Below are 25,165 nucleotides of genomic sequence, written 5' to 3' on the forward strand. Positions count from 1 at the left end.
GGTTCGCCGCCGCGTGTTTACGGCTTATAGCTTGGCGACTAGAACTGTTACCATAGACCTCTTTTTTCAGCTTGACCGCGAGAGCCCACATGACCGTGACCATCAAAACGCCCGAGGAAATCGAAAAAATGCGCATCGCTGGCCGTCTGGCCGCCGAAGTGCTCGAGATGATTGGTGAGCACGTCAAGCCGGGCGTCACCACTGAAGAACTCGACCGCATTTGTCATGACTATATAGTGAACGTGCAGCAGGCCATCCCTGCCCCGCTCAACTATCGCGGCTTTCCCAAGTCGATCTGCACCTCGATCAACCACGTGGTCTGCCACGGCATTCCCAATGAGAAGCCGCTTAAAGAAGGCGACGTGCTGAACATCGACATCACGGTGATCAAGGACGGCTATCACGGCGACACCAGCAAGATGTTCATGGTGGGCAAAGTTGCCGAGTGGGCCGAGCGTCTGGCGCAGGTGACACAAGAGTGCATGTATAAAGGTATCGAAATCGTCAAGCCGGGCACCCGCCTGGGCGATATTGGCGAAGTGATCCAGAAGCACGCCGAGAAAAACGGTTTCAGCGTAGTCCGCGAATACTGCGGTCACGGCATTGGCGCGGTGTTCCACGAAGAGCCGCAGGTTCTGCATTACGGTCGCGCCGGCACTGGCATGGAACTGAAAGAAGGCATGACTTTCACCATCGAGCCGATGATCAATCAGGGCCGCGCCGAAACGCGCCTGCTGGGTGATGGCTGGACGGCAATCACCAAGGACCGCAAGCTCTCGGCCCAGTGGGAACACACCATTCTGGTGACCGCCGATGGCTACGAGATTTTCACCCTGCGCAGCGATGACACCCTGCCACGCACGTCAGCCTAATCCGCCAGCACGGCCGTAACCATGAAGGATGCAGTATGCCGCAGGTAGATCCCGAACTGTTTGATCGCGGCCAGTTCAAAGCCGAACTGGCATTGAAATCCAGCCCGATTGCAGCCTTCAAGAAAGTTATCCGCCGTGCCAACGAAGTCCTCGACGCCCGCTTCATGGCGGGCCGAGAGATTCGCCGGCTGATCGAGGACCGCGCCTGGTTCATTGACCAGATCCTGCTCGAAGCCTGGGGTCGGCTGGAGTGGAGCGAAGATGCCGATATCGCCCTGCTCGCTGTGGGCGGCTATGGCCGGGGCGAACTGCACCCGCACTCCGACATCGACCTGCTGATTCTGCTCGATTGCGCCGACCACGAAACCTTCCGCGACCCGATTGAGCGCTTCCTCACCCTGCTCTGGGACATTGGCCTGGAAGTGGGTCAGAGCGTGCGCTCGGTGGATGAATGCGCCAGCGAAGCCCGCGCCGACCTGACCGTCATCACCAACCTGATGGAAAGCCGCACCATTGCCGGCCCGGAACGCTTGCGCCAGCGCATGCAACAGGTGACCAATACCGAGCAGATGTGGCCAAGCAACGAATTCTTTCTGGCTAAGCGCAAAGAGCAACGTGCGCGCCACGCCAAGTACAACGACACCGAATATAACCTTGAGCCTAACGTGAAAGGCTCGCCGGGCGGCTTGCGTGATATCCAGAACATTCTCTGGGTTGCCCGCCGGCACTTCGGCACGCTTAATCTGCAATCCATGGTCGATCAGGACTTCCTGCTGAAAACCGAATACAACATGCTCGCCTCCAGCCAGGAGTTTTTGTGGAAGGTGCGCTACGCCCTGCACATGCTGGCAGGTCGCGCCGAAGACCGCCTGTTGTTTGATCACCAGACGCAAATTGCTGAGCTGCTCGGTTATACGACGAATGAAAGCAAGCGCGGCATTGAGCAGTTCATGCAGAAGTACTACCGCGTGGTCATGGGCATCGCCGAACTCAGCGACCTGATCAAGCAGCACTTCGAAGAGCAAATCCTGCGGGCGGGCGAGTCGGGCCCGGCGACACCGATCAATAGCCGCTTCCAGTTGCGCGACGGTTATATCGAGGTCACCCACCCCAACGTCTTCAAACGCACGCCTTTCGCGATCATGGAAATCTTCGTGCTGATGGCCCAGCACCCTGATATCAAGGGCGTCAAAGCCGATACCATCCGTTTGCTGCGCGATCATCAACACCTGATCGACGATGAGTTTCGCAACGACATTCGCAACACCAGCCTGTTTATCGAGCTGTTCAAAAGCAGTTCCGGCATCCATCGCAACCTGCGCCGCATGAACCGCTACGGCATTCTTGGCCGTTACCTGCCCGAGTTCGGCCTGATTGTCGGACAAATGCAACACGACCTGTTCCATATCTTCACGGTCGATGCGCACACGCTCAACCTGATCAAGCACCTGCGCAAGTTCAAGTGGCCCGAGCTTGCCGAGAAGTTCCCGCTGGCGAGCAAGCTGATCGACAAACTGCCAAAACCCGAGCTGATCTACATCGCCGGGCTTTATCACGATATCGGCAAGGGCCGTGGCGGCGATCACTCCGAGCTGGGCGCTGTCGATGCCGAGGCATTCTGCCAGCGCCACCAACTGCCGACGTGGGACTCGAAACTGGTGACATGGCTGGTGCAGAGCCATTTGGTGATGTCGACCACCGCCCAGCGCAAAGACCTTTCTGATCCGCAGGTAATCCACGACTTTGCCCTGCATGTCGGCGATGAAACCCATCTCGACTACTTGTATGTGCTGACCATCGCCGACATCAACGCGACCAACCCGACGCTCTGGAACTCCTGGCGCGCGAGCTTGTTGCGCCAGCTCTATACCGAGACCAAGCGCGCACTGCGCCGTGGCCTTGAGAACCGTCTGGAGCGCGAAGAGCAGATCCGCCTGACGCAAACGGCAGCCCTGGACATTCTGGTACGCACCGGCACCGACTCTGATGAGGCGGAGCATTTGTGGTCGCAATTGGGCGATGACTACTTCCTGCGCCACACCGCCAATGACGTGGCCTGGCACACCGAAGCGATCATCCAGCACGGCAACGACAGCAATCCGCTGGTGTTGATCAAGGAAACCACCCAGCGCGAGTTCGAAGGCGGCACGCAGATATTCATCTACGCGCAGGATCAGCACGATTTCTTCGCGGTAACCGTAGCGGCCATGGCCCAGCTCAACCTGAATATTCATGATGCGCGGATTCTGACCTCGACCAGCCAGTTCACCCTCGATACCTATATCGTCCTTGAAGGCGATGGCAGCTCGATTGGCGACAATCCGGCGCGTATCAAGCAGATCCGTCAGGGCCTGATCGACGCACTGATCAACCCCGACGAATACCCGAATATCATTCAGCGTCGCGTACCGCGTCAGCTCAAGCACTTCGACTTTGCGCCGCGCGTGACCATCCACAACGATGCACAGCGCCCGGTGACCATACTCGAACTGACGGCGCCGGACCGGCCGGGCCTGCTGGCACGGATTGGCGGGATATTCCTCGACTTCGACCTGTCGTTGCAGAACGCCAAGATTGCCACCCTTGGCGAACGGGTAGAAGACGTGTTCTTCGTCACCGACGCCAACAATATGCCGCTCTCTGACCCGGACTTATGCATGCGCCTGCAAGAGACGATAATCTCGCAGCTGTCCGAAGCCAGTGGTCATATGAGCGAACCCAACCGGATCTCTATTTAACTTTTATTCGCAAGAAATCGTTGGCCCGCGCAGCCAGTGTTTAAGTTTCAGGAAGCCCACATGAACGACGCGTTAAACCAGCTGCAACCCTACCCGTTTGAAAAGCTCCGCGCCCTGCTTGGCAGTGTTCAGCCGAATGCCGACAAAGCGCCGATTGCGCTGTCCATTGGCGAGCCCAAGCACCGCAGCCCGGCGTTCGTCGCCGAGGCCCTGAGCAGCAACCTCGACCAACTGGCGGTCTACCCGACCACGCTGGGCATTCCAGCACTGCGCGAAGCCATCGCCAACTGGGCCACGCGCCGCTTCAACCTGACCGCTGGCGCCCTCGATCCGGCGCGCCACGTGCTGCCGGTCAACGGCACCCGCGAGGCGTTGTTCGCGTTCACCCAAACCGTGGTTAAGCGTGCGCAAGGCCCCGACGCGCTCCCGGGCCTGGTAATCAGCCCCAACCCGTTCTACCAAATCTACGAAGGCGCCGCCCTGCTGGCCGGCGCCCAGCCGCATTACCTGCCGTGCCTTGAAGATCATGGCTTCAACCCTGATTTCTCGAAAGTCAGCGCCGAGACCTGGCAGCGTTGCCAGATCTTGTTCCTCTGCTCGCCCGGCAACCCGACGGGCGCGCTGATCCCGCTGCCGGTACTCAAGCAGTTGATCGCCCTGGCCGATGAGCATGACTTTGTGATTGCCAGCGACGAGTGCTACAGCGAGTTGTATTTTGATGAGAGCAACCCACCCGCAGGTCTGTTGACCGCCTGCGCCGAGTTGGGCCGTAATGACTTCAAGCGCTGCGTGGTCTTTCACAGCTTGTCCAAGCGCTCCAACCTGCCGGGCCTGCGTTCTGGTTTTGTCGCCGGTGACGCCGACATTTTGAAATCTTTCCTGCTGTACCGTACCTATCACGGCTGCGCGATGCCGGTGCAAACCCAACGCGCAAGCATTGCGGCATGGGAAGATGAGGCGCACGTGCTGGCCAATCGCGACCTGTACCGGGAAAAATTCGACGCCGTACTTGAAATTCTCAAGGACGTGCTCGATGTAAAGCGCCCGGACGGTGGTTTTTACCTGTGGGCGAAAACCCCGGTGGATGATGAAACCTTCACCCGTGACCTGTTCGCCCAGCAACACGTGACGGTCGTGCCAGGTTCTTATTTGTCGCGTCAGGTTGAGGGTAATAATCCAGGCGCCTACCGCATTCGAATGGCGCTGGTTGCTCCGCTGGCGGAGTGCATTGAAGCCGCCGAACGGATTCGTACTTTTGTTAAGGGTCTGTCTGTATGACTAACACGCTGTTTGGCATCAAAGCCTGTGACACCATGAAGAAAGCCCGGACCTGGCTCGACGAGCATCAGGTCAGCTACCAGTTTCACGATTACAAAGCCGTCGGTATCGACCGCGAAAACCTGCAAAAGTGGTGTGATGAACATGGCTGGGAAAAAATCCTCAACCGTGCTGGCACGACTTTTCGCAAACTGGACGATGCGCAGAAAAGCGACCTCGACCAGAGCAAGGCCATCGAATTGATGATGGCCCAACCTTCGATGATCAAACGCCCGGTGTTGGATTTGGGCACTAAAACGCTGGTGGGTTTCAAACCCGAGCTTTACGCCGCAGAAATGGCATAAGGCCAGGCGTCATGCACAGGCATGACGCCGACTGAATAACCCCACGCGCCACACATTGAATTCGCTGTAAGGAAGATAAACATGAGCAACTCACTATTCAGCCTGGCCTTCGGGGTCGGTACGCAAAATCGTCAGAGCAACTGGCTCGAAGTCTTCTATGCACAGCCACTGCTCAACCCGAGCGAAGAACTGGTTGCCAAGGCCGCCGAGAAGCTCGGCTACGATGGTGGCAATCAGGCCATTGCGTTCACCAATCAGCAAGCGGCGCAACTGGCTGAAGCCCTGAAAAGCGTAGACGAGGTGCAAAGCGCCCTGTTGACCCGTCTGGCCGAGAGCAACAACCCGCTGGTCGCGACCTTCCTGGCCGAAGACTCATCGCCAACCAGCACGCCAGAGGCTTACCTCAAGCTGCACCTGCTGTCGCACCGTCTGGTGCAGCCGCACGGCGTCAACCTCAGCGGTATCTTCCCGCTGCTGCCAAACGTGGCATGGACCAGCCAGGGCGCAATCGACCTCGCCGAGCTGGCTGAGCGTCAACTCGAAGCGCGTCTGCGCGGCGAGCTGCTGGAAGTGTTCTCGGTCGACAAGTTCCCGAAAATGACCGACTACATTGTGCCGAAAGGTGTGCGCATCGCCGACAGCTCGCGCATCCGTCTGGGCGCCTACATTGGCGAAGGCACCACCGTCATGCACGAAGGCTTCGTCAACTTCAACGCCGGAACCGCCGGCCCGGGCATGATCGAAGGCCGTGTATCGGCTGGCGTATTCGTGGGTAAAGGTTCCGACCTTGGCGGCGGCTGCTCGACCATGGGCACTTTGTCTGGCGGCGGCAACATCGTGATCTCGGTCGGCGAAGGCTGCCTGATCGGCGCGAACGCCGGTATCGGTATCCCGCTGGGCGATCGCAATACCGTTGAAGCGGGCCTGTACGTGACCGCTGGCACCAAGATCAACCTACTCGACGGCGAAGGCAATCTGGTTAAAGTGGTCAAGGGGCGCGACCTGGCTGGCCAACCCGACCTGTTGTTCCGTCGCAACTCGCTGAGCGGCGCGGTCGAGTGCAAGACGCACAAGTCCGCAATCGAGCTGAACGAGTCGCTGCACGCGCACAACTAAGCGCGGCTGCGCGACTTACGGGGAGTCGCTTAAACACGAAGCGCTGTATAAGCTCGTCTTTAAGCGACTCCAATGTCTGGATACCAACATGTCTTTGCACTCCCCCTGGCGAGCCGACTTCCCCGGGATTCTGGCGCTTGAAACCGAGCACCAGACCTACCTCGACAGCGCGGCCACCGCGCAAAAACCGCAGAGCGTAATCGACGCAATCACCGGCTATTACCTGCATGGCGCGGCGAATGTCCATCGTGCCCAGCACGTGCCAGGCGAACGTACGACGCGGGCGTTTGAGGGCACGCGGGAAAAAGTCAGCCAGTGGTTGAATGCGCAGGACCCGGCGCAAATCATTTTCACTCATGGCGCAACTGAAGCCTTCAATCTGCTGGCCTATGGCCTTGCGGATGTGTTTCAGGCGGGCGATGAGATTGTCATCAGCGCAGCCGAACACCACGCCAACCTGTTGCCGTGGCAACAACTGGCGCTGCGCAAGCAACTGACCCTGCGCGTTCTGCCACTGGCAGACGACGGTCAGATTGACCTGCAACAGGCCGCTGAAATAATCGGGCCGCGCACGCGTCTGTTAGCCGTGACCCAGCTTTCCAACGTACTGGGCGGCTGGCAGCCCTTGGCCCGGCTACTCGAACTCGGCAAAACACACGGCGCAATCACCGTGGTCGATGGCGCGCAGGGCGTGGTGCATGGCCGCCACGATGTGCAGCAACTGGGCTGCGACTTTTATGTTTTCTCCAGCCACAAACTCTACGGCCCGGACGGCGTCGGCGTCATTTCTGGTGAGGCGCAGGCTCTACAGCAGTTGCGCCATTGGCAGTTCGGCGGCGAGATGGTGCGCAGCGCAACCTTTGAGTCGGCTGAATTCAATCCGGCGCCCTTGGGCTTCGAGGCTGGCACGCCACCGATCAGCAGCGTGATTGGCCTTGGCGCCGCGCTGGATTATCTGAGCGGGCAGAATCCGACGGCCATCGCCGCGCATGAGGCGGCGCTGCATAAGGCGCTGCTTGCCGGCCTCATTCAGTATCCGCAGGTGAAAATTCTCGGCCAGCCCGAGGTTGCGCTGGTCAGCTTTGTGGTTGATGGCGTGCACAACGCCGACCTCGCCCACTTGCTCACCGAGCAAGGCATTGCGGTGCGCGTTGGTCATCATTGCGCCATGCCGCTGCTGAAAAGCCTTGGCCAGACGGGAGCGATCCGTGTGTCGCTGGGTTTGTACAACAACGGCAACGACTTGTTGCGCTTCTTCAATGCCTTTGATCAGGCACTGGAGTTGCTGCAATGAGCCCGCAGGACTTGTCCGCCCCTGCGACCGAAGCGCTTAGCGCGTTTCAGGCCGCTGGTAGCTGGGAGCAACGCGCGCGACTGCTGATGCAATGGGGCGCACGGCTCGAACCGCTGAGTGACGCGCAACTCTGTGAAGAGAATCGCGTGCATGGCTGCGAAAGCCAGGTCTGGCTGGTTGCGCAACAACACGGTGATAGCTGGCAGTTCAACGCCAGCAGCGACGCCCGCCTGTTGCGCGGACTGCTCAGCGTATTGCTGGTTCGGGTCAACGGTTTGTCTGCCGGTGAACTGGCGCAACTCGACCTGATCGACTGGTTTAATCAGCTCGGCCTGTCACGGCAATTGTCACCCTCGCGCAGCAACGGCCTCAACGCCGTGCTGCAGCGCATGCAGCAGTTGGCGGTCAGCTCGGCTTAACCCGCTCGGATGGCCGGCGCACGCCCTCCACCAATTTCTCCACGGTTTTACTCACGGCGACCATGCCGAAGGTCGCCGTCACCATCATCGCCGCGCCAAGCCCGCCCGCACAATCGAGGGCCACGGCGTCGCCGACAAAGCTCTTGCTCAGGCACATCGAACCATTGGGCAGCGGGTAGCGTAATTGCTCGGTTGAGAACACGCACGGCACGCTGTAATTACGCCCCTGAGTGCGCGAGAAGCTGTAATCACGGCGCAATGTTGAGCGTACTTTGGATGCCAGCGGGTCGTTGAACGTCTTGTTCAGATCGCCCACGCGAATCTGCGTCGGATCAATCTGGCCGCCCGCACCGCCCGTGGTGACGATTTGAATCTTGCGCCGCTTGCACCACGAAATCAGCGCCGCCTTGGCGTTAACACTGTCGATGCAATCAATGACCGCATCCATGTCTTCGGTGATGTACTCGGCCATGGTTTCACGGGTCACGAAATCAGTGACCGCATGCACCTTGCACGCCGGATTGATCGCCCTTACCCGCTCGGCCATCACCTCGACCTTGGACTTGCCGACAGCGCCGTCCATTGCGTGGATTTGCCGATTGGTGTTGGTGATGCACACGTCATCGAGATCGAACAACGAAATCTCGCCCACGCCCGAGCGCGCTAAGGCTTCGGCCGCCCACGAGCCAACGCCGCCAATCCCGACCACGGCCACATGCGCCGCCAATAGACGCTCAGCGCCTTGCTGGCCATAGAGTCTGGCGATACCGCCGAAGCGTTGTGGGTCGAACGTCATTACTGTCCCCTGAAGGCGGCTATTAAATGCAGGCGCGCATTATAGAAAGCTCAGCGCAAACCCCCAAGCCCGCTGGTAGATAAGCCGTAATCAGCCAGCAGCGAAACGCGCCGCCGCTTATTAAGGGCAGGAAGTTAGGTGTAGGAAATTTCGAACTCATTGCAAACGCGACGCTCTAACCTTCATCGTTAAATATTGCCTTTGGGAGCAGTGCATACGCAGGCTATACAGCCTGCCTGGGTGAGAGTAGGATGCGCGCCAACCGGCGTTCGCCGGATTCTCCCTGCTCCCTTCTGCTACTTTCTGCGGAATTTGAAAACACCATGCCATCGCGCAAATTTGGTCTCAACCTGGTTGTTGTACTGGCAATTGCCGCTCTGTTTTCCGGTATCTGGGCGCTGTATAACCGCCCTGTTACGGCACCGGACTGGCCCGAACAGATATCCGGATTCTCCTTCTCGCCATTTCGCCAGGGGCAAGATCCGCAGAACAATACCTACCCGAACGATGAAGAGATCCGCTCCGACCTTGAGCTGCTCTCCAAGCACACCGATAACATCCGCACCTATTCGGTCGATGGTACGTTAGCTGACATCCCACGACTGGCCGAAGAGTTTGGTCTGCGCGTCACCCTGGGTATCTGGATCAGCAATGATGAGGTGCGCAATGCCCGCGAGATCGCCCGTGCGATCGAGCTGGCAAACACATCGCGCAGCGTCGTGCGGGTTGTGGTGGGCAACGAGGCCTTGTTCCGTGAGGAAATCACCGCCGACAAGCTCATCGAATACCTCGATTACGTGCGCAGCAAAGTCAAAGTGCCGGTGACCACCTCCGAGCAGTGGCACATCTGGGAGAAGTACCCCGAGCTTGGCCAGCACTCCGACCTGATCGCCGCGCACGTGCTGCCTTACTGGGAATTTATTCCCATGAAGGACTCGACCGAGTTCGTGCTTGAGCGTGCCCGAGACCTGAAAAACCTGTTCCCGAAAAAGCCGCTGCTGCTTTCCGAAGTGGGCTGGCCGAGTAACGGCCGCATGCGTGGCGGCGCCGATGCCAGCCAGGCGGATCAGGCCATTTATCTGCGCACCCTGGTCAATACACTGAATGCCAAGGGCTACAGCTACTTTGTGATCGAGGCGTTCGACCAGCCGTGGAAAATCAGCGATGAAGGCTCAGTGGGCGCCTATTGGGGTGTGTATAACCTTGATCGAAATCCCAAGTTCAACCTGACCGGGCCGGTCGTGGCGATTCCCCAGTGGCGTCTGCTGGCGATTGGTTCTGTGGTCATGGCCTTGCTGTCGCTCGCCCTGCTGCTGATCGACGGCAGCGCCCTACGCCAGAACGGCCGGACCTTCCTGACCTTTGTCGCCTTTGCCGGCGGTTCGGCGCTGGTGTGGATCGGCTACGACTACAGCCAGCAATACAGCACCTGGTTCAGCCTGACGGTCGGCCTGTTGCTGGGTGTCGGCGCGCTCGGCGTGTTTATCGTGTTGCTCACCGAGGCCCATGAACTGGCCGAAGCCGTTTGGACGCGCGTACGCCGGCGTCCTTTCAGGCCGATTGTGGGCGAGTCTGATTACCGTCCCAAAGTGTCGATTCATGTGCCGTGTTACAACGAGCCGCCGGAGATGGTCAAACAGACCCTCGACGCCCTCGCCCGCCTCGATTATCCGGATTTTGAAGTGTTGCTGATCGACAACAACACCAAGGACCCGGCGGTGTGGGAACCGGTGCAGGCGTATTGCGAACAACTGGGCCCGCGTTTCAGGTTCTTCCACGTCGCACCGCTTGCAGGCTTCAAGGGCGGCGCACTCAACTACATTCTGCCGCACACCGCGCCAGACGCTGAAGTGGTGGCCGTAATCGACTCGGACTACTGCGTAGACCCGAACTGGCTCAAGCACATGGTGCCGCACTTTGCCGACCCGAGCATTGCCGTGGTGCAGTCGCCGCAGGATTACCGCGACGGCACTGAAAGCACCTTCAAGAAGCTTTGCTACGCCGAATACAAAGGCTTTTTCCATATCGGCATGGTCACGCGCAACGACCGCAACGCGATCATCCAGCACGGCACCATGACCATGATCCGGCGCAAGGTGATGGATGAACTGCAATGGGCCGACTGGACCATCTGCGAAGACGCCGAGCTGGGTCTGCGCGTGTTCGAGAAGGGCTATCAAGCCGCGTATGCCTACGACAGTTATGGCAAAGGCCTGATGCCCGACACCTTTATCGACTACAAGAAGCAGCGCTTCCGTTGGTCGTATGGCGCTATCCAGATCATGAAAGGCCACGCCAAGAGCTTGTTTGGCCGCGACTCGACGCTCAAGCGCGGGCAGCGTTATCACTTTATTGCGGGCTGGTTGCCGTGGATTGCCGATGGCCTGAACATCTTCTTCACCGCCGGTGCCCTGCTCTGGTCGGCGGCGATGATCATCGTGCCGCAACGAGTTGACCCGCCGCTGTTGATTTTCGCAATCCCGCCACTGGCGTTGTTTGTGTTCAAGATCGGCAAGATCCTGTTCCTTTACCAGCGTAATGTCGGGGTCAACCTGAAGGATGCCTTCTGCGCCGCCGTGGCCGGTTTGGCGTTGTCCCACACCATTGCCAAAGCCGTGCTGTACGGAGCGTTCACCACCAGCATTCCGTTCTTCCGAACACCGAAGATGCGCAGCAGCCATGGCTTTATGGTGGCGCTGGCCGAGGCCCGTGAAGAGGTATTCCTGATGCTCCTGCTCTGGGGCGCAGCGGCAGGTATCGCGCTGGTTCAGGGGCTGCCGAGCGCAGACGTGAAGTTCTGGATCACCACATTGTTGGTGCAGTCACTGCCGTATCTGGCGGCGCTGATCATGGCGATGCTGTCTTCCTTGCCCAAACCCAAGGAAGACGAGGCGCCCGAGACCGCCCCAGCTTAAGCCTGAATAACCTGCTTGCAGCGCAAGGTGCATGCAGATCAGCAGTTTCGGCGGCCAATGGCCGCCGTTTTGCTTTAAGATGTCGGCCTTTCTGCTGACCGTTGCCCTGGAGTCGTAATGACCACCCTGACCCCGACCCTCGAACTTGCCTGCGATCTGATTCGTCGCCCTTCCGTGACGCCGGTCGATGAAGGCTGCCAAGAGTTGATGATGCGCCGCCTGGCCGACATTGGCTTCAACGTAGAGCCGATGCGCATCGAGGAAGTCGATAACTTTTGGGCCACTCACGGTCACTCGAAAACCGGCCCGGTGTTGTGCTTTGCCGGCCACACCGATGTGGTGCCGACAGGCCCGGTGCAGGCATGGCAGCACCAGCCGTTCGATGCTCTGATCGACGAGCAAGGTATGCTTTGCGGCCGTGGCGCCGCGGACATGAAAGGCAGCCTGGCGTCGATGATTGTCGCGGTCGAGCGCTTTATTGCCGATCATCCGCAGCACAAAGGCGGCATCGCCTTCCTGATTACCAGCGATGAAGAAGGCCCGGCGCATCATGGTACCAAGGCCGTGGTCGAACGCCTGATGGACCGTGGCGAGCGCATGGACTGGTGCATTGTGGGTGAACCTTCGAGCACCTCCAAAGTCGGCGACGTGGTCAAGAATGGCCGTCGTGGCTCGCTCGGCTGCACCCTCACGGTGAACGGCGTTCAAGGCCACGTGGCTTACCCGCATCTGGCCAAGAACCCGATCCATCTGGCGGCTCCGGCGCTGGCCGAACTGGCTGCCGAACATTGGGATGACGGCAACGACTTCTTCCCGCCGACCAGTTTCCAGATCTCCAATATCAACTCTGGCACCGGCGCGACCAACGTTATTCCGGGCGAGCTGCGCACCATCTTCAACTTCCGCTTCTCGACCGAGTCGACCGTTGAAGGCTTGCAGCAGCGTGTGCGCGAGATCCTCGACAAGCACCAACTCGACTATCACCTTGAGTGGGCTCTTTCCGGCCTGCCGTTTCTTACCGAGCCAGGCGCTTTGCTGGATGCCGTGAGCGATAGCGTGCGCAGCGTAACCGGTCAGGAAACCCGCGCCAGCACCAGCGGCGGCACGTCCGATGGGCGTTTCATTGCCACCATGGGCGCTCAGGTTGTCGAACTTGGGCCGGTCAACGCAACGATTCATCAGGTCAACGAGCGCGTACTCGCCAGCGACCTCGACCTGCTGACCGAAATCTACTACCAGACGCTGGTCAATCTGCTGACATGAGCCAGAGCCGTTCAAGCCTCATTTGCCCGATTTGCCACGGCGCGCTCAGCGCTGTGGATAACGGCGTCGCCTGCCCGGCCAACCACCGCTTCGACCGGGCGCGTCAGGGCTATCTGAATCTGTTGCCGGTGCAGCACAAGAACAGTCGCGACCCGGGCGATAATGCCGCGATGGTTGCTGCACGCCGCGACTTTCTCGAAGCCGGTCACTATGCCCCGCTGGCCAAGCGTCTGGCCGAACTGGCTGCCAGCTATGCGCCGCAGCAGTGGCTGGATATTGGCTGCGGTGAAGGTTATTACACCGCACAGATAGCCGAGCAATTGCCGCAAGCACAAGGCTACGCGCTGGATATCTCGCGCGAGGCGGTAAAGCGTGCGTGCCGCCGAGCGCCCTCGGTAGAGTGGCTGGTGGCGAGCATGGCGCGGGTGCCTTTAGCCGATGCATCGTGCCAGTTGCTCGCCAGCGTTTTCAGCCCGCTCGACTGGCAGGAAGCCAAGCGCCTGCTCTCGCCCGGCGGCGGTTTGCTGCGCATGGGGCCAACACGTGAACACCTGATGCAGTTGCGCGAAAAACTCTACGACGAGGTGCGCGACTACGATGACCAAAAGCATCTGGAACTGATTCCACAAGGCATGCGCCTGGCGCACAGCGAAGTGCTGGAGTTCGAGCTGCAATTGCAACACAGTGCTGACCGCGCCAATTTGCTGGCAATGACCCCGCATGGCTGGCGCGCCAGTGCCGAGCGCCGCGAGGCCGTGATTGCCGAGCCGCTGCAGGTTAAAGTGTCGATTCGTTATGACTGGATTGTGCTCGACTAGAGTTCAACCGGCCCAATCCATTCAATGCCAGACAGTCCAAAGGTATTTACCATCATGCGCCAACCCGATATCGAGATTTACCTGAAAGACGCCGACCATAACGACATCAGCAACTGGCTGACCACGGCCATTGGCCCGTGCTCCGATTGGCAGCAAAAGGGCCAGACCTTCAAGTGCAAGGCCGGCGATGTCGCGGTGACCTGGCTGCCAAAAGCGGTCGGCAAATGGCACAGCCTGTATCTCGAAAGCGCAGACACCCCTTGGGAAGATGATCTGGCGTGTGCACAAGCAGCCTTTGCCGCTCTCAACGTAGAAGTACGCTGCGCGCCTGGCACTTGGGTTGAAGAAGAAAGTGTCGAGCAGGCCGACCGCTGGATGCGCATCAGCGCCGATGGCGTCGAAGAAATCACCTGGCGCACTCAGTAATTGCATGTGAGCCGCGCATAAAAAAACCCGTCGATGACGGGTTTTTTTATGCCAATCGGCTTATCGCGGCGCTACATCATCCGCCTGCAAGCCCTTCTGGCCTTCGGTTACCGCGAATTCAACCTGCTGGCCTTCGACCAGCGAGCGGTGGCCTTCGCCGCGAATCGCCCGATAGTGGACGAACACATCAGCACCACTCTCACGCTGAATAAAGCCATAACCCTTGGAATCGTTGAACCACTTGACGGTTCCCAGTTCGCGCTCAGCCATTACCATACTCTCCAACTGCAGTTTTTTATTGTCTCAAAGGTAAGTTGAAAGCTCGCCAATCGCACCTGGTGCTTTACCGGCACGCGCGCCACGGCCTGCAATCCAGACTCAGTATAATTCAACGAATTTCGCTGAAAAGTGCTAATTCAACTGGTTATCTGATGTTTTACGTCCATGGCCAGTAAAAGCCGGGAGCATACGCCGGTGCTGAACGCTCTGGTAATGAGAAGATTTTGCCCCGCTGCGGGCGATGCGTCACACTAGCGCCCCCGAGCATTCGCTCGATTGAAATCACCAGCAGACTCCGTATGACCCGCTCACCGCTACACCGTCTTGTATTCGGCACACTGCGCCGCCTGCTGTACCTCTGGGTACGCTCGGAAACCATCAATCAGTCATCCCTGTCGCTCAAACTCGACCGCGGCACGCCAGTATTTTACGTGCTGCAATCGCCCTCGATGACCGACCTTGCGGTGGTCGACACCGAATGCACCAAGGCCGGATTGCCGCGCCCTGTACTGCCGGTATCTCTGGGCTCGCTGGATGAGCCCAACGCGTTCTTCTACCTGACCCCGGCGCCTGGCTGGTTTGGTCGGCAGGATAAACGCGGAATTTCGCCGACGCTCGATCGTCTCGTCAGCGCGCTAAGCAGCGATGCACTGCTGAGTGCGCAAATCATCCCGGTCAGCGTGTTCTGGGGCCAGTCGCCCGACCGCGAAACCAGCCCCTGGAAGCTACTGTTTGCCGATAGCTGGGCCGTAACCGGACGCATTAAGCGCCTGTTCAGCATTCTGATTCTGGGCCGCAAAACCCGCGTACAGTTCGCCGCGCCGATTCAGTTGCGCGATCTGGTCGCTCAGAACAAAGGCCATGAGCGCACCCTGCGCATGGTTCAGCGCATACTGCGCGTGCACTTTCGCAATCAGAAAGCCGCGGTTATTGGCCCGGATGTCTCGCACCGTCGTCATCTGGTCAAAGGGCTCGTGCACTCGGCGCAGGTTCGTCAGGCCATCAGCGACGCTGCCAGCCACGACAACATCAGCCTGGAAAAAGCCGAAGCGCAGGCGCTGCGTTACGGCAATGAAATTGCCTCGGATTACACCTATACGGTGATCCGCTTCCTCGAACTGGTGCTGAGCTGGTTCTGGAACAAGATCTACGACGGCATCAAGGTTAATCACATCGAGGGCGTGCAGGACGTCGCGCAAGGCCACGAAGTGATCTACGTGCCTTGCCACCGCAGCCACATCGATTATTTGCTGCTGTCTTACCTGCTGTTCCGCAATGGCCTGACGCCGCCGCACATTGCCGCGGGTATCAACCTCAACATGCCGGTGGTCGGTAGCCTGCTGCGCCGTGGCGGCGCGTTTTTCATGCGCCGCACCTTCAAGGGCAACCCGCTGTACACCGCGGTATTCAATGAATACCTGCATACCCTGTTCACCAAGGGCTTCCCGGTTGAGTACTTTGTCGAGGGTGGCCGCTCACGCACCGGCCGCATGCTTCAGCCAAAGACCGGCATGCTGGCGATTACCGTACGCAGCTACTTGCGCAACAACCGCATGCCGGTGGTTTTCGTGCCCGTTTACATCGGTTACGAGCGCGTGCTTGAAGGCCGCACCTATCTCGGTGAGTTGCGCGGCGCGAGCAAGAAGAAAGAGTCGATATTCGATATCTTCAAAGTCATCGGCGCGCTCAAGCAGCGCTTTGGCCAGGTGTGGGTCAACTTCGGCGAGCCGATCAAACTGGCGGAATTCCTCGATGCCGAACAACCCGATTGGCGCCAGCAGAATTTAGCGCCGGCCTATCGCCCCGAATGGCTCAACGCCACAACCAACCGACTCGGCCAGCGGGTTGCCCAGCACCTCAATGAAGCTGCTGCGGTCAATCCGGTGAATCTGGTGGCATTGGCGTTGCTGTCCACCAGCAAGCTGGCGCTGGATGAGCGCTCGCTGGCGCGGGTCTTGGATCTGTATCTGGCCCTGCTCCGTGAGGTGCCCTATTCACCGCATGCCACCTTGCCGGAAGGCGATGGCGCAGCGCTGATCGAGTACGTCGCACGTATGGACCTGCTCGCACAGCAGGATGATCGTCTGGGCAAGATTGTCTATCTGGACGAGAAGAATGCTGTCCTGATGACGTACTACCGCAACAACGTGCTGCATATATTTGCGATTCCGGCGCTGCTCGCCAGCTTCTTCCAGAGCAGTGCGCGCAACAGCCGCGAACAGATATTGCGCTACACCCGTGCGCTTTATCCGTATTTGCAGAGCGAGCTGTTTATCCGCTGGAGCCTCGACGAACTCGACGCGGTGATTGACCAGTGGCTGGCGGCGTTCGTTTCGCAAGGCCTGCTTAAACAGGATAACGACGCCTACACCCGCCCGGCGCCAAGCTCGCGGCAGTTCGTGTTGCTGACCCTGCTCTCGCGCACGGTCGCGCAAACCCTGCAGCGCTTCTACATGGCCACCGCCTTGTTGATCAACGCCGGGCAGAACACCATCAGCGCCGAAGAACTGGAAGACCTGTGTACGGTCATGGCTCAGCGTCTGTCGATCTTGCACGGCCTCAATGCGCCGGAATTCTTCGACAAGAGCCTGTTCCGTCACTTCATCCAGACCCTGCTCGACCAGGGCGTGTTGCGCCGTGATCAGGCCGGCAAGCTGAGCCATCACCCGGCACTCGACTCGCTGGTTGAGGGCGCGGCCAAGCGGGTGCTGCCTGCCGAGTTCAGGCTGTCAATCCGTCAGGTGACGATGGACGGTAATCAGGATCACCCAGCCGACCAATAATTGACCCAGAATGCAAAAGCCCCGGAATAATCCGGGGCTTACTGGTGCAGATTGGCCGTATCAGTTAACGCCCTTCTCCTGCGTACCGCTGATGGTTGAAGCCTGTTGCGGCGCCTGACACTGATGGAACATATCGCGAGCCGGGTCGTAAACGCTGGTTTGAATAGCCATCAAGCCCAACACCGAATCGAACAGATTATCCTGCGACCAGGCTTTATCCTTAACACTCTGCAAGCAACCTGGCTGCAGGTTGGCGGTTTCCTCCATGCCTTGGGACATCCACAGAATCATCGGGATATGCGTTTGCTGCTGCGGCGCCATGGCGTAAGGCAGGCCGTGCAAGTAAATGCCATTCTCGCCGAGCGACTCGCCGTGGTCGGACATATACAGCATGGCGGTGTCGAAGCGCGTTTGATTGGCCTTGAGTAATTTAATGGTCTGCGCCAGGACATGATCGGTGTAACGCAGTGAGTTGTCGTAAGCATTGACGATGCTTTCAGTTGAACACTGATCCAGCTCGCTGCTCTGACACACCGGTGTGAAGTGCTCAAACGCTTGCGGGTAACGCTTGGAATACGATGGGCCGTGACTGCCTTTCATGTGCAGCACTACCACAGTGTCGTCCTTGAGCGTGTCCAGATAATCCTGCAGGCCGCTGAGCAATGCTTCGTCGTGGCACTCGCCGCCCGCCTCGCAGATGTCAGCAAGCCCCAGATTCGACACATCAACGCTCGCCACGCGATCACAAGCACCTTTGCAACCGGAGTTATTGTCACGCCAGAGCACGTTGACCCCGGCGTGCTTCAACACATCCAGCAAGCCTTCGCGGGACGTTGCCATCGACGGCTTGTAATCATCACGACCGGCTTGCTGGAACATGCACGGCACCGATACCGCAGTGGCCGTACCGCACGAACTGGCGTTGGTGAAGTTGATGATGTTCTGCTTTGAAAGCTCAGGATTGGTGTCGCGCTTGTAGCCATTGAGCGCAAAGTTCTCGGCGCGCGCCGTTTCACCGACCACCACAATGGTCAGGCGTGGTTTGACGGCATTACCCACGCGCATCTGCCGGTGAGCATCGGCGCCAATCACTTCAAGTTGGGTCGGGGTTTTCAGTTCACGACGCACATAACCATTAACCGCAGACACCACGTTGGACGGCGTCAGTTGCAGGCGAATTTCGCGGTGGTTGCGAAACAACGAGGCGTAAGACTGATACTCGCTCATGGCGATGCCGCCGATACCGGCCAGGGCAACCACCACACTGACCAGCTTCATGCTCAGTTCGCGCTTCCAGCTGAACTTGCGGGTTTCAATACGGGTGAGCAGAAACGCAGGCAGAACGCCTAACAACGCGATCCAGATGAACATGCGCGGGCTGAGCAGTTCGAGCGCCTCACGGGTGTCTGTCTGCACCACGTTAGTCAGCATGTCGTAATCAATCACAATCCCGAAGCTGTTCATGAAGTAGCTGGCCGAAGCCGAAACGATCAGGAACAGGCCTAGCACCCACTTGGTCATCCGGCCCCACGCCAGCAGCGTGAGCAGGCCAAATGTCCACAGCAGAGCCAGTACTGGCAGGCTCAGCAAAAACAGCGGGCTGCCGTTATCCCAGCCGCCGATGCCTTGCCAGACCGTGGTCCAGAATGTGCTATTGCTGAAAACCAGCAACCACACCGAAACCAACAAAATCTGCATGGGTCGGCTTAAGCTGATTTTCCAAGCGAAAGAGGATGAGTTAGGGGTGTTGTCAGTAGTGGGCTTGGTCACTTCGAGTCCTGCAGCTGAGCCTAGAATGAAGCCAGCTTACGGAGCACGCTGTTAGTGGAATGTCAGCCCGATGTGAAAAAATCGTTGGTCACTTTGCAGTGGCACCTGGCGTCAGGTGCCACTGAGTCGGAGTCATGCGCTGGGGTTGGCGACCAGTGTGGCCGGGCCCCGGCGCTGGGCAATGCTGGCCCCCACGATCATCAGCAGCAGGATCGCGCCGAGAATGGCTGACGAGCCGATAGTGCCGAAGCCCATGCCGCCTTGCTCGTGCGTCTTGGTCAGGAAGTCGCCAAGGGTTGCGCCAAACGGACGGGTCAGCACGAAGGCAATCCAGAACAGCGCCACCGGCGAAATCCTGGTGACGAAACGCAGTACCACTACCGCGGCGATCAGGCTGCCGATCAGCAGCGCGCCACCGGCAAAACCCAGCCCCGAATCATCGGCCAGATAATCACCGAGGGCGGTGCCCAGTGTGTTCGAAAACAAGATGGCGACCCAATAAAACAACTCACCTTTGCGGGTGGTGATGTGCTCGACGTTGAGCGACTTTTCACTGTATTTCCACACGGCAAAAGTCAGCAGCAAGATGCCGATCAGCAGCGCCGAACCGGTGGCGTAACCGAGCCCGAGTGTGCGATCCATAAAGTCCGACATGGTGGTGCCGGCAGTGCTGGTTGCCAGAATGACCACCCAGTACAACGCGGGGTGGTAGCGACGTGAATAGAGTTGCCCCAACAAGGTCAGCAGAAACACGCTGATGAGTAATAGCGAGCTCATTGCATAGCCGATATTGAGGGTCATCGATAACAAATCACCGGCGGTTTCGCCGAGAGTGGTCGCACAAATCTTCATCACCCAGAAAGCCAGGGTGATTTGCGGAAGTTTATTCATAGAGGGGCGCTCGCGAGACGGTTGGCGGAACTGCACCCGGTATGCAGCCCGGCTGTATAAGCCGGGCTTGAGCGGTTCAAGGTGTCAGTGCGCGCACAGTAGGCAAGCATTGGTGAAAATAGCGTCAAGAAACAATCAAGCCGGTATTAGCGCCTGAGTTGTCCTGAAATTAGTGCATCAGGCCGGGCAAAAGGCTAAGGGTGCCGGACAACTCAGAGCTTGCACTTGGGCTTGGTGGTGAATGTCTGGGAAACATCGACCGCGCCTAAATGCTCAAGCGTGCGACGGCCAATAAGCACCGGATAATTCATTTTTCCACGGTTCTTCAGCGAGAATTGCTCATCGTAGATTTCGTTACCGATGCAGATTTTCATCATCACCACCGGGCGGCTTTCCTGCCCGCCAGCACCACGCACCTTGATCCTGCGAACCACCCGCCGCTCAACGGGCGAGTTGCTGACTTCGCCGGTGTTGGCGTCTTTCAGCTCAACCATGAACCGCACCCAGTCCTCGCCATCTTTCTTGAAGGTTTCCAGGTCCTTGGCATCCATCGACGATGTCTTGGCCCCGGTGTCGAGCTTGGCCTTAACGGTGATGGCCTCAGGTTCGATTATCGCCTCCTCGATCCAGCCGAAAATTTTACTTTGGGCCTCGCCCGCCAGTGCCGGAAAAACACTGCCGATGCCCAAGGCGATTAGTGCGAAGCGAATGCAGCGTGCGACTTGCATAACGATCCCCCGATAAGGTGTAGGTGTCGATTATGCCGCAGCAAATGTGAATGGATTGTCATGCCGGAGCAAACCGACAGCGCTGCAGCTCTCGACCTAGCCTAGCCCACAGGCCCGACGACCGACAGGCAATGGAGCAGATGCGCTGCCCTATTGCCTGCCCAAGCGCGCTTAGTCGGTATGCGCTTCACTCGGTTTTACCCGGAACCAGGCGGCGTACAACGCTGGCAGGAACAGCAGTGTCAGCGCGGTCGCGACGATCAAGCCACCCATGATTGCCACCGCCATTGGCCCGTAAAACACACTGCGCGACAGCGGGATCATCGCCAGAACAGCGGCCAGCGCCGTGAGCACAATCGGCCTGAAACGGCGCACGGTGGCATCGATCACCGCATTCCAGCGATCCTGCCCGGCGAGGATATCCTGCTCGATCTGGTCTACCAGAATTACCGAGTTACGCATGATCATCCCGGACAAGGCGATGGTGCCCAGCATGGCAACAAAGCCGAATGGCTGATTGAGGATCAGCAGGAACAAGGTCACCCCAATCAACCCCAAAGGCGCCGTGAGAAATACCATCGCGGTGCGCGAGAAACTCTTCAACTGCAACATCAGCAAGGTCAGCACCACCACTACAAACAGCGGGATACCGGCGTTCACTGAGCGCTGTCCACGCCCGGAGTCTTCAACGGTGCCGCCCACTTCAAGGTGATAACCACCAGGCAGACGCGCACGAATCGGCTCCAGCGTTGGCAGAATCTGCTGCACCAATGCCGAAGGCTGTTCAGGCCCATAAACATCAGCCCGCACCGTAACCGTTGGCAAGCGCTTACGGCGCCAGATAATGCCTTCTTCAAAACCGTATTCCAGCGAGGCGATTTGCGCCAACGCAACACTGCGCCCGTTACCTGTTGGCACCGACAAACTCGACAACATGCTGAGTTTTTCACGGTCTTCCTTGGCCCCGCGAATTACCAGCGCAATCAGTTCATTGTTCTCGCGGTACTGGCTGACCGGCGTGCCGACCAGAGTACTTTGCAAGAAGTTGGACACTTCGCGCGTGCTCACACCCAATGCCCGTGCGCGCTCCTGATCTATATTCAGGCGCACCACTTTGCTTGGCTCCTGCCAGTCGAGGTGAACGTTAGTCACGTAAGGGTTCTCACGCACCTTGCGCTGCACTTCGCGGGCAAATGCGCGAACCTCGTCTATGTGCTCACCAGACACCCTAAACTGGATCGGATAACCCACCGGCGGGCCGTTCTCAAGACGCGAAACACGGGTGCGCATGGTGGTGAATTCGGTCGCCATCAGATCGATCAACCATTTGCGCAACTCCTCACGCTGCTCCAGATCCTTGGCCAACACCACGAACTGGGCGAAGCTGGTCATCGGCAGTTGCTGATCGAGTGGCAAGTAGAAGCGCGGCGATCCTGAGCCAATGTAGCCCACATAGTTATCAATGCCCGGATGATCCTTGAGCATGGCTTCAAGGCGTTTCGCCTGCGCCTCGGAAGCTTCAAGTGAAGCACCTTCGGCCAGTTTCAGATCGACCATCAGCTCAAGACGACCGGATGCCGGGAAGAACTGCTGCGGCACCAGCTTGAATAAAAACACCGAGCCGATGAACAGCACCAGCGTCGAGACAATGACTGTCTTGCGGCGCTCGACACACCAGCCCACCACACGCCGAACGCGCTGATAAAACGCCGTTGAATACGGGTCATGTCCGCCTGCGCTGCCGCCGTGTTTGGCCGCATGCAATTTAGCCAGATCCGGCAGCAGGCGATCGCCCAGATACGGCACAAATACCACCGCAGCGAACCAGGACACCAACAAGGCGATGGTCACAACCTGAAAGATCGAACGGGTGTACTCACCGGTACCGGACTGGGCAGTGGCAATCGGCAAGAAACCGGCGGCGGTAATCAAGGTGCCGGTCAGCATCGGAAATGCAGTGCTGGTCCAGGCGAAGCTGGCGGCCTTGAGGCGGTCATAGCCCTGCTCCATTTTGATCGCCATCATTTCGACGGCAATAATGGCGTCATCCACCATCAAGCCCAACGCCAGCACAAGCGCGCCGAGGGAGATCTTGTGCAAGCCGATACCGAAGAAATACATCGCCGCAAAGGTCATGGCCAGCACCAGCGGAATCGACAAAGCAACCACTAACCCGGTGCGCAGCCCCAACGAGAAAAAGCTCACCAGCAAGACGATCACCACCGCCTCGGCCAACACTTTGACGAACTCGTTGACCCCGGCTTTAACCGCAGCGGGTTGGTCGGACACCTTGCTCAGCTGCATGCCGGCGGGCAAATCGCTCTGCAGCGTGGCAAAGGTTGTTTCAAGCGATTCTCCGAGTTGCAGAATATCGCCGCCGTCCTTCATCGCCACGGCCAGGCCAATGGCATCTTCACCCATGAAACGCATGCGCGGCGCCGCTGGTTCATTGAAGCCGCGTTTAACCTCGGCAATATCGCCGAGCCGGAAGGTGCGCCCGGCCACTCGGATGGGGAAGTTGCGAATCTGCTCGGGCGTGGTAAAGCGCCCGGAAACCCTGACTTGCACGCGGTCGGTGGCGGTCTCGAAAAAACCTGAGCTGACAATCCCGTTCTGGTCTTGCAGCGCCTGTTGCACAGCCTGCAACGGCACGCCCAGCGTTGCCAGTTTGGTGTTGGACACCTGCACCCAGATGCGCTCGTCCTGCAGCCCGATCAACTCGACCTTGCCGACGTCTTTAACGCTTTGCAGTTGCAGCTGCACACGCTCGGCATAATCCTTGAGCACGGCGTAATCGAAGCCCTTGCCGGTCAGTGCATACAAGTTGCCGAATGTGGTGCCGAATTCATCGTTGAAGAAAGGCCCTTGCACGCCTTCGGGCAACGTATGCTGGATATCGCCGACCTTCTTGCGAATCTGATACCAGAGTTCGTTAACGTCCTTGGGACCCATCGCATCATTGGCGATGAAGGTGACCTGGGACTGGCCCGGCCGCGAAAACGAGATGAGCTTTTCGTACTCGCCGGTCTCCATCAATTTCTTTTCAATGCGGTCGGTCACCTGCTCGGCCACCTCCTCGGCACTAGCGCCGGGCCAATCGGTACGCACCACCATTGCTTTGAAGGTGAAGGGCGGATCTTCACTCTGCCCCAGCTTGGTGTAGGAGAGTGTGCCGACAACGGCCAGCAACAGCATGAAATAGAGCACGATCTGGCGGTTTTTCAGCGCCCAAGCCGATAGATTGAAGCCCATTACTGCGGCTCCTGACCAGTCAGCTCAACGGTGCGGTTATCACGGTCCACCGGGCGCACTTTCTCGCCTTCGTGAAGCATCTCGACACCGGCCAGAACAAACCAGTCATCGGCACTCAAGCCCTCGAGTACAGGCACCAGACGCTCGCCGTACGGGCCCACTCGCACAGGCCGTTTGTGCAATGTCGAGGTTGCCGGGTCAAGCCACCAGACATAGGGTTGCTGCCCTTCTGCGGTCAACGCCGAAAGCGGAATTGCCAGCGCGTCCTGATCTTTTTCAAGAATGAATACCCGTGCGCTCAAACCCAGTGCGACGCGCGTGGTGTCGGTGTTGAAGGCCACTCGCGCCGCGTAGGTGCGCGACTGCGCGTCGGCTGAGGGTGAAATCTCGCGGATGTAGCCGATGTAGCGTTTACCCGGCTGCGACCACAGTTCCACGGCGACCTTCTGGCCGATTTCAAGTTTGGAAACCATATGTTCAGGCAAGTCGATCTGCACTTCACGGTCGCCATCGGCAGCCAGACTCAACACCGTTTGCCCCGGCGAAACCACTTGGCCGACATCGATCATCCGCTCAGCGATAACCCCATCCTGCGGGGCACGCAGCACCGCGTAATCGGCCTGATTACTGGCCACCTTGTACTCGGCCTTGGCCTGATTGAGCCTGGCCAGACCTGCACGGTAGAGGTTTTCGGTGTTGTCGTATTGCGAGCGGCTGACCAATTGGCGGCCGAGCAGGGTCTTGTAGCGATCCCGTTCGGTTTTCACCAACTGCAGGTTGGCTTCGGCTGCCGCGAGCTGAGCCCGCATGGCATCGAGCTTGAGGCGCATGTCATCCGGATCGAGTTCGGCCAGCGCCTGATTCTTTTTCACCCGCTGCCCGGAATCGACCAGCCGCTTACTGACCTTGCCGGCGATGCGAAAAGCCAACTCAGGCTCGAAGCGCGCGCGAACCTCTCCCGGATAAGCCTCCTGCAACTCGATGGCAGATTGCGGCTGCGTCACCATCGCAGCGCGAATAACCGGCTCCGAGGTCGTTTCCTTACCGCAAGCGGCAAGCAATGCAACCAGCGCCAATGGCAAGGTTAGGTTCACAATAGGACGCAGCATGACAGCAGACCTTTGAAGAAGGTTTAGAATATTTATACTGAGCGGTATAGTAAAAATACTAAACTCGGCAGTCC

19 protein-coding genes are annotated in these 25,165 nt (G+C 58.7%); 12 read left to right on the forward strand and 7 right to left on the reverse strand.

What is annotated here, in order from left to right; all coding sequences use genetic code 11:
- Window positions 1–89: 89 nt before the first annotated feature.
- The 7 genes from map (at window position 90) to BM395_RS03525 (ending at window position 8,061) form a co-directional block, all read left to right on the forward strand.
- Entirely contained in the window at window positions 90–872 is a 783-nt protein-coding gene (map, locus tag BM395_RS03495) for a type I methionyl aminopeptidase (RefSeq protein WP_069899485.1), read from the forward strand.
- 35 nt (window positions 873–907) lie between these two features.
- Complete coding sequence (locus tag BM395_RS03500) at window positions 908–3,610, forward strand: [protein-PII] uridylyltransferase (RefSeq protein WP_090508901.1); 2,703 nt, start codon at window positions 908–910, stop codon at window positions 3,608–3,610.
- A 60-nt stretch (window positions 3,611–3,670) separates the two neighbouring features.
- The gene (gene dapC, locus BM395_RS03505) at window positions 3,671–4,888 is read left to right on the forward strand and encodes a succinyldiaminopimelate transaminase (protein ID WP_090508902.1); all 1,218 of its coding nucleotides are present in this window, start codon (window positions 3,671–3,673) and stop codon (window positions 4,886–4,888) included.
- The gene (locus BM395_RS03510; RefSeq protein ID WP_069899488.1) at window positions 4,885–5,232 is read left to right on the forward strand and encodes an ArsC family reductase; all 348 of its coding nucleotides are present in this window, start codon (window positions 4,885–4,887) and stop codon (window positions 5,230–5,232) included. Before dapC ends, BM395_RS03510 begins: the two co-directional genes overlap by 4 nt.
- 81 nt (window positions 5,233–5,313) lie before the next feature.
- Complete coding sequence (dapD, locus tag BM395_RS03515) at window positions 5,314–6,348, forward strand: 2,3,4,5-tetrahydropyridine-2,6-dicarboxylate N-succinyltransferase (protein WP_069899489.1); 1,035 nt, start codon at window positions 5,314–5,316, stop codon at window positions 6,346–6,348.
- Window positions 6,349–6,436: 88 nt separating this feature from the next.
- A complete protein-coding gene (locus BM395_RS03520) occupies window positions 6,437–7,642 on the forward strand; it encodes an aminotransferase class V-fold PLP-dependent enzyme (RefSeq protein ID WP_090508903.1) in 1,206 nt (401 codons plus the stop codon).
- Window positions 7,639–8,061 (forward strand): SufE family protein, encoded by a 423-nt coding sequence (locus BM395_RS03525; protein WP_090508904.1) that lies wholly within the window; start codon window positions 7,639–7,641, stop codon window positions 8,059–8,061. The genes BM395_RS03520 and BM395_RS03525 overlap by 4 nt, the downstream gene beginning before the upstream one ends.
- Here the strand turns inward: BM395_RS03525 and tcdA are convergent.
- The gene (gene tcdA / locus BM395_RS03530) at window positions 8,048–8,857 is read right to left on the reverse strand and encodes a tRNA cyclic N6-threonylcarbamoyladenosine(37) synthase TcdA (RefSeq protein WP_090508905.1); all 810 of its coding nucleotides are present in this window, start codon (window positions 8,855–8,857) and stop codon (window positions 8,048–8,050) included. The two genes, BM395_RS03525 and tcdA, sit on opposite strands and share 14 nt — an antisense overlap.
- 323 nt (window positions 8,858–9,180) lie before the next feature.
- Between tcdA and BM395_RS03535 the strand changes: the two genes are divergently transcribed.
- The 4 genes from BM395_RS03535 (at window position 9,181) to BM395_RS03550 (ending at window position 14,279) form a co-directional block, all read left to right on the forward strand.
- Window positions 9,181–11,772 (forward strand): glycosyltransferase, encoded by a 2,592-nt coding sequence (locus tag BM395_RS03535; protein WP_069899493.1) that lies wholly within the window; start codon window positions 9,181–9,183, stop codon window positions 11,770–11,772.
- 117 nt (window positions 11,773–11,889) lie between these two features.
- Window positions 11,890–13,035: a succinyl-diaminopimelate desuccinylase gene (dapE, locus tag BM395_RS03540; RefSeq protein ID WP_090508906.1), complete on the forward strand. Its 1,146-nt coding sequence runs from the start codon at window positions 11,890–11,892 to the stop codon at window positions 13,033–13,035.
- Window positions 13,032–13,853, forward strand: coding sequence for a putative RNA methyltransferase (locus BM395_RS03545; protein WP_090508907.1), 822 nt, complete (start codon window positions 13,032–13,034; stop codon window positions 13,851–13,853). The genes dapE and BM395_RS03545 overlap by 4 nt, the downstream gene beginning before the upstream one ends.
- Window positions 13,854–13,907: 54 nt before the next feature.
- Window positions 13,908–14,279, forward strand: a complete 372-nt coding sequence (locus tag BM395_RS03550) for a hypothetical protein (protein WP_069899714.1) — start codon at window positions 13,908–13,910, stop codon at window positions 14,277–14,279.
- A gap of 60 nt (window positions 14,280–14,339) precedes the next feature.
- On the opposite strand, the gene BM395_RS03555 is transcribed toward BM395_RS03550, so the two are convergent.
- The gene (locus BM395_RS03555; protein ID WP_069899496.1) at window positions 14,340–14,549 is read right to left on the reverse strand and encodes a cold-shock protein; all 210 of its coding nucleotides are present in this window, start codon (window positions 14,547–14,549) and stop codon (window positions 14,340–14,342) included.
- 308 nt (window positions 14,550–14,857) lie between these two features.
- On the opposite strand from BM395_RS03555, the gene plsB reads away from it, so the two are divergent.
- Window positions 14,858–17,341 (forward strand): glycerol-3-phosphate 1-O-acyltransferase PlsB, encoded by a 2,484-nt coding sequence (plsB, locus tag BM395_RS03560; protein ID WP_090508908.1) that lies wholly within the window; start codon window positions 14,858–14,860, stop codon window positions 17,339–17,341.
- Window positions 17,342–17,401: 60 nt separating this feature from the next.
- Here the strand turns inward: plsB and BM395_RS03565 are convergent, their stop codons facing one another.
- The 5 genes from BM395_RS03565 to BM395_RS03585 form a co-directional block, all read right to left on the reverse strand.
- The gene (locus BM395_RS03565) at window positions 17,402–19,039 is read right to left on the reverse strand and encodes a phosphoethanolamine transferase (protein ID WP_090508909.1); all 1,638 of its coding nucleotides are present in this window, start codon (window positions 19,037–19,039) and stop codon (window positions 17,402–17,404) included.
- A 204-nt stretch (window positions 19,040–19,243) separates the two neighbouring features.
- Window positions 19,244–20,002 (reverse strand): COG4705 family protein, encoded by a 759-nt coding sequence (locus BM395_RS03570; RefSeq protein WP_090508910.1) that lies wholly within the window; start codon window positions 20,000–20,002, stop codon window positions 19,244–19,246.
- 212 nt (window positions 20,003–20,214) lie between these two features.
- The gene (gene rloA3, locus BM395_RS03575) at window positions 20,215–20,730 is read right to left on the reverse strand and encodes a retropepsin-like aspartic peptidase RloA3 (protein WP_090508911.1); all 516 of its coding nucleotides are present in this window, start codon (window positions 20,728–20,730) and stop codon (window positions 20,215–20,217) included.
- Window positions 20,731–20,901: 171 nt separating this feature from the next.
- Entirely contained in the window at window positions 20,902–23,982 is a 3,081-nt protein-coding gene (locus BM395_RS03580) for an efflux RND transporter permease subunit (protein ID WP_090508912.1), read from the reverse strand.
- Window positions 23,982–25,091 (reverse strand): efflux RND transporter periplasmic adaptor subunit, encoded by a 1,110-nt coding sequence (locus BM395_RS03585; RefSeq protein WP_090508913.1) that lies wholly within the window; start codon window positions 25,089–25,091, stop codon window positions 23,982–23,984. Before BM395_RS03585 ends, BM395_RS03580 begins: the two co-directional genes overlap by 1 nt.
- Between the last annotated feature and the right edge of the window lie 74 nt (window positions 25,092–25,165).

This window comes from Pseudomonas marincola (assembly GCF_900116605.1).
Classification (GTDB): Bacteria; Pseudomonadota; Gammaproteobacteria; order Pseudomonadales; family Pseudomonadaceae; genus Aquipseudomonas; species Aquipseudomonas marincola.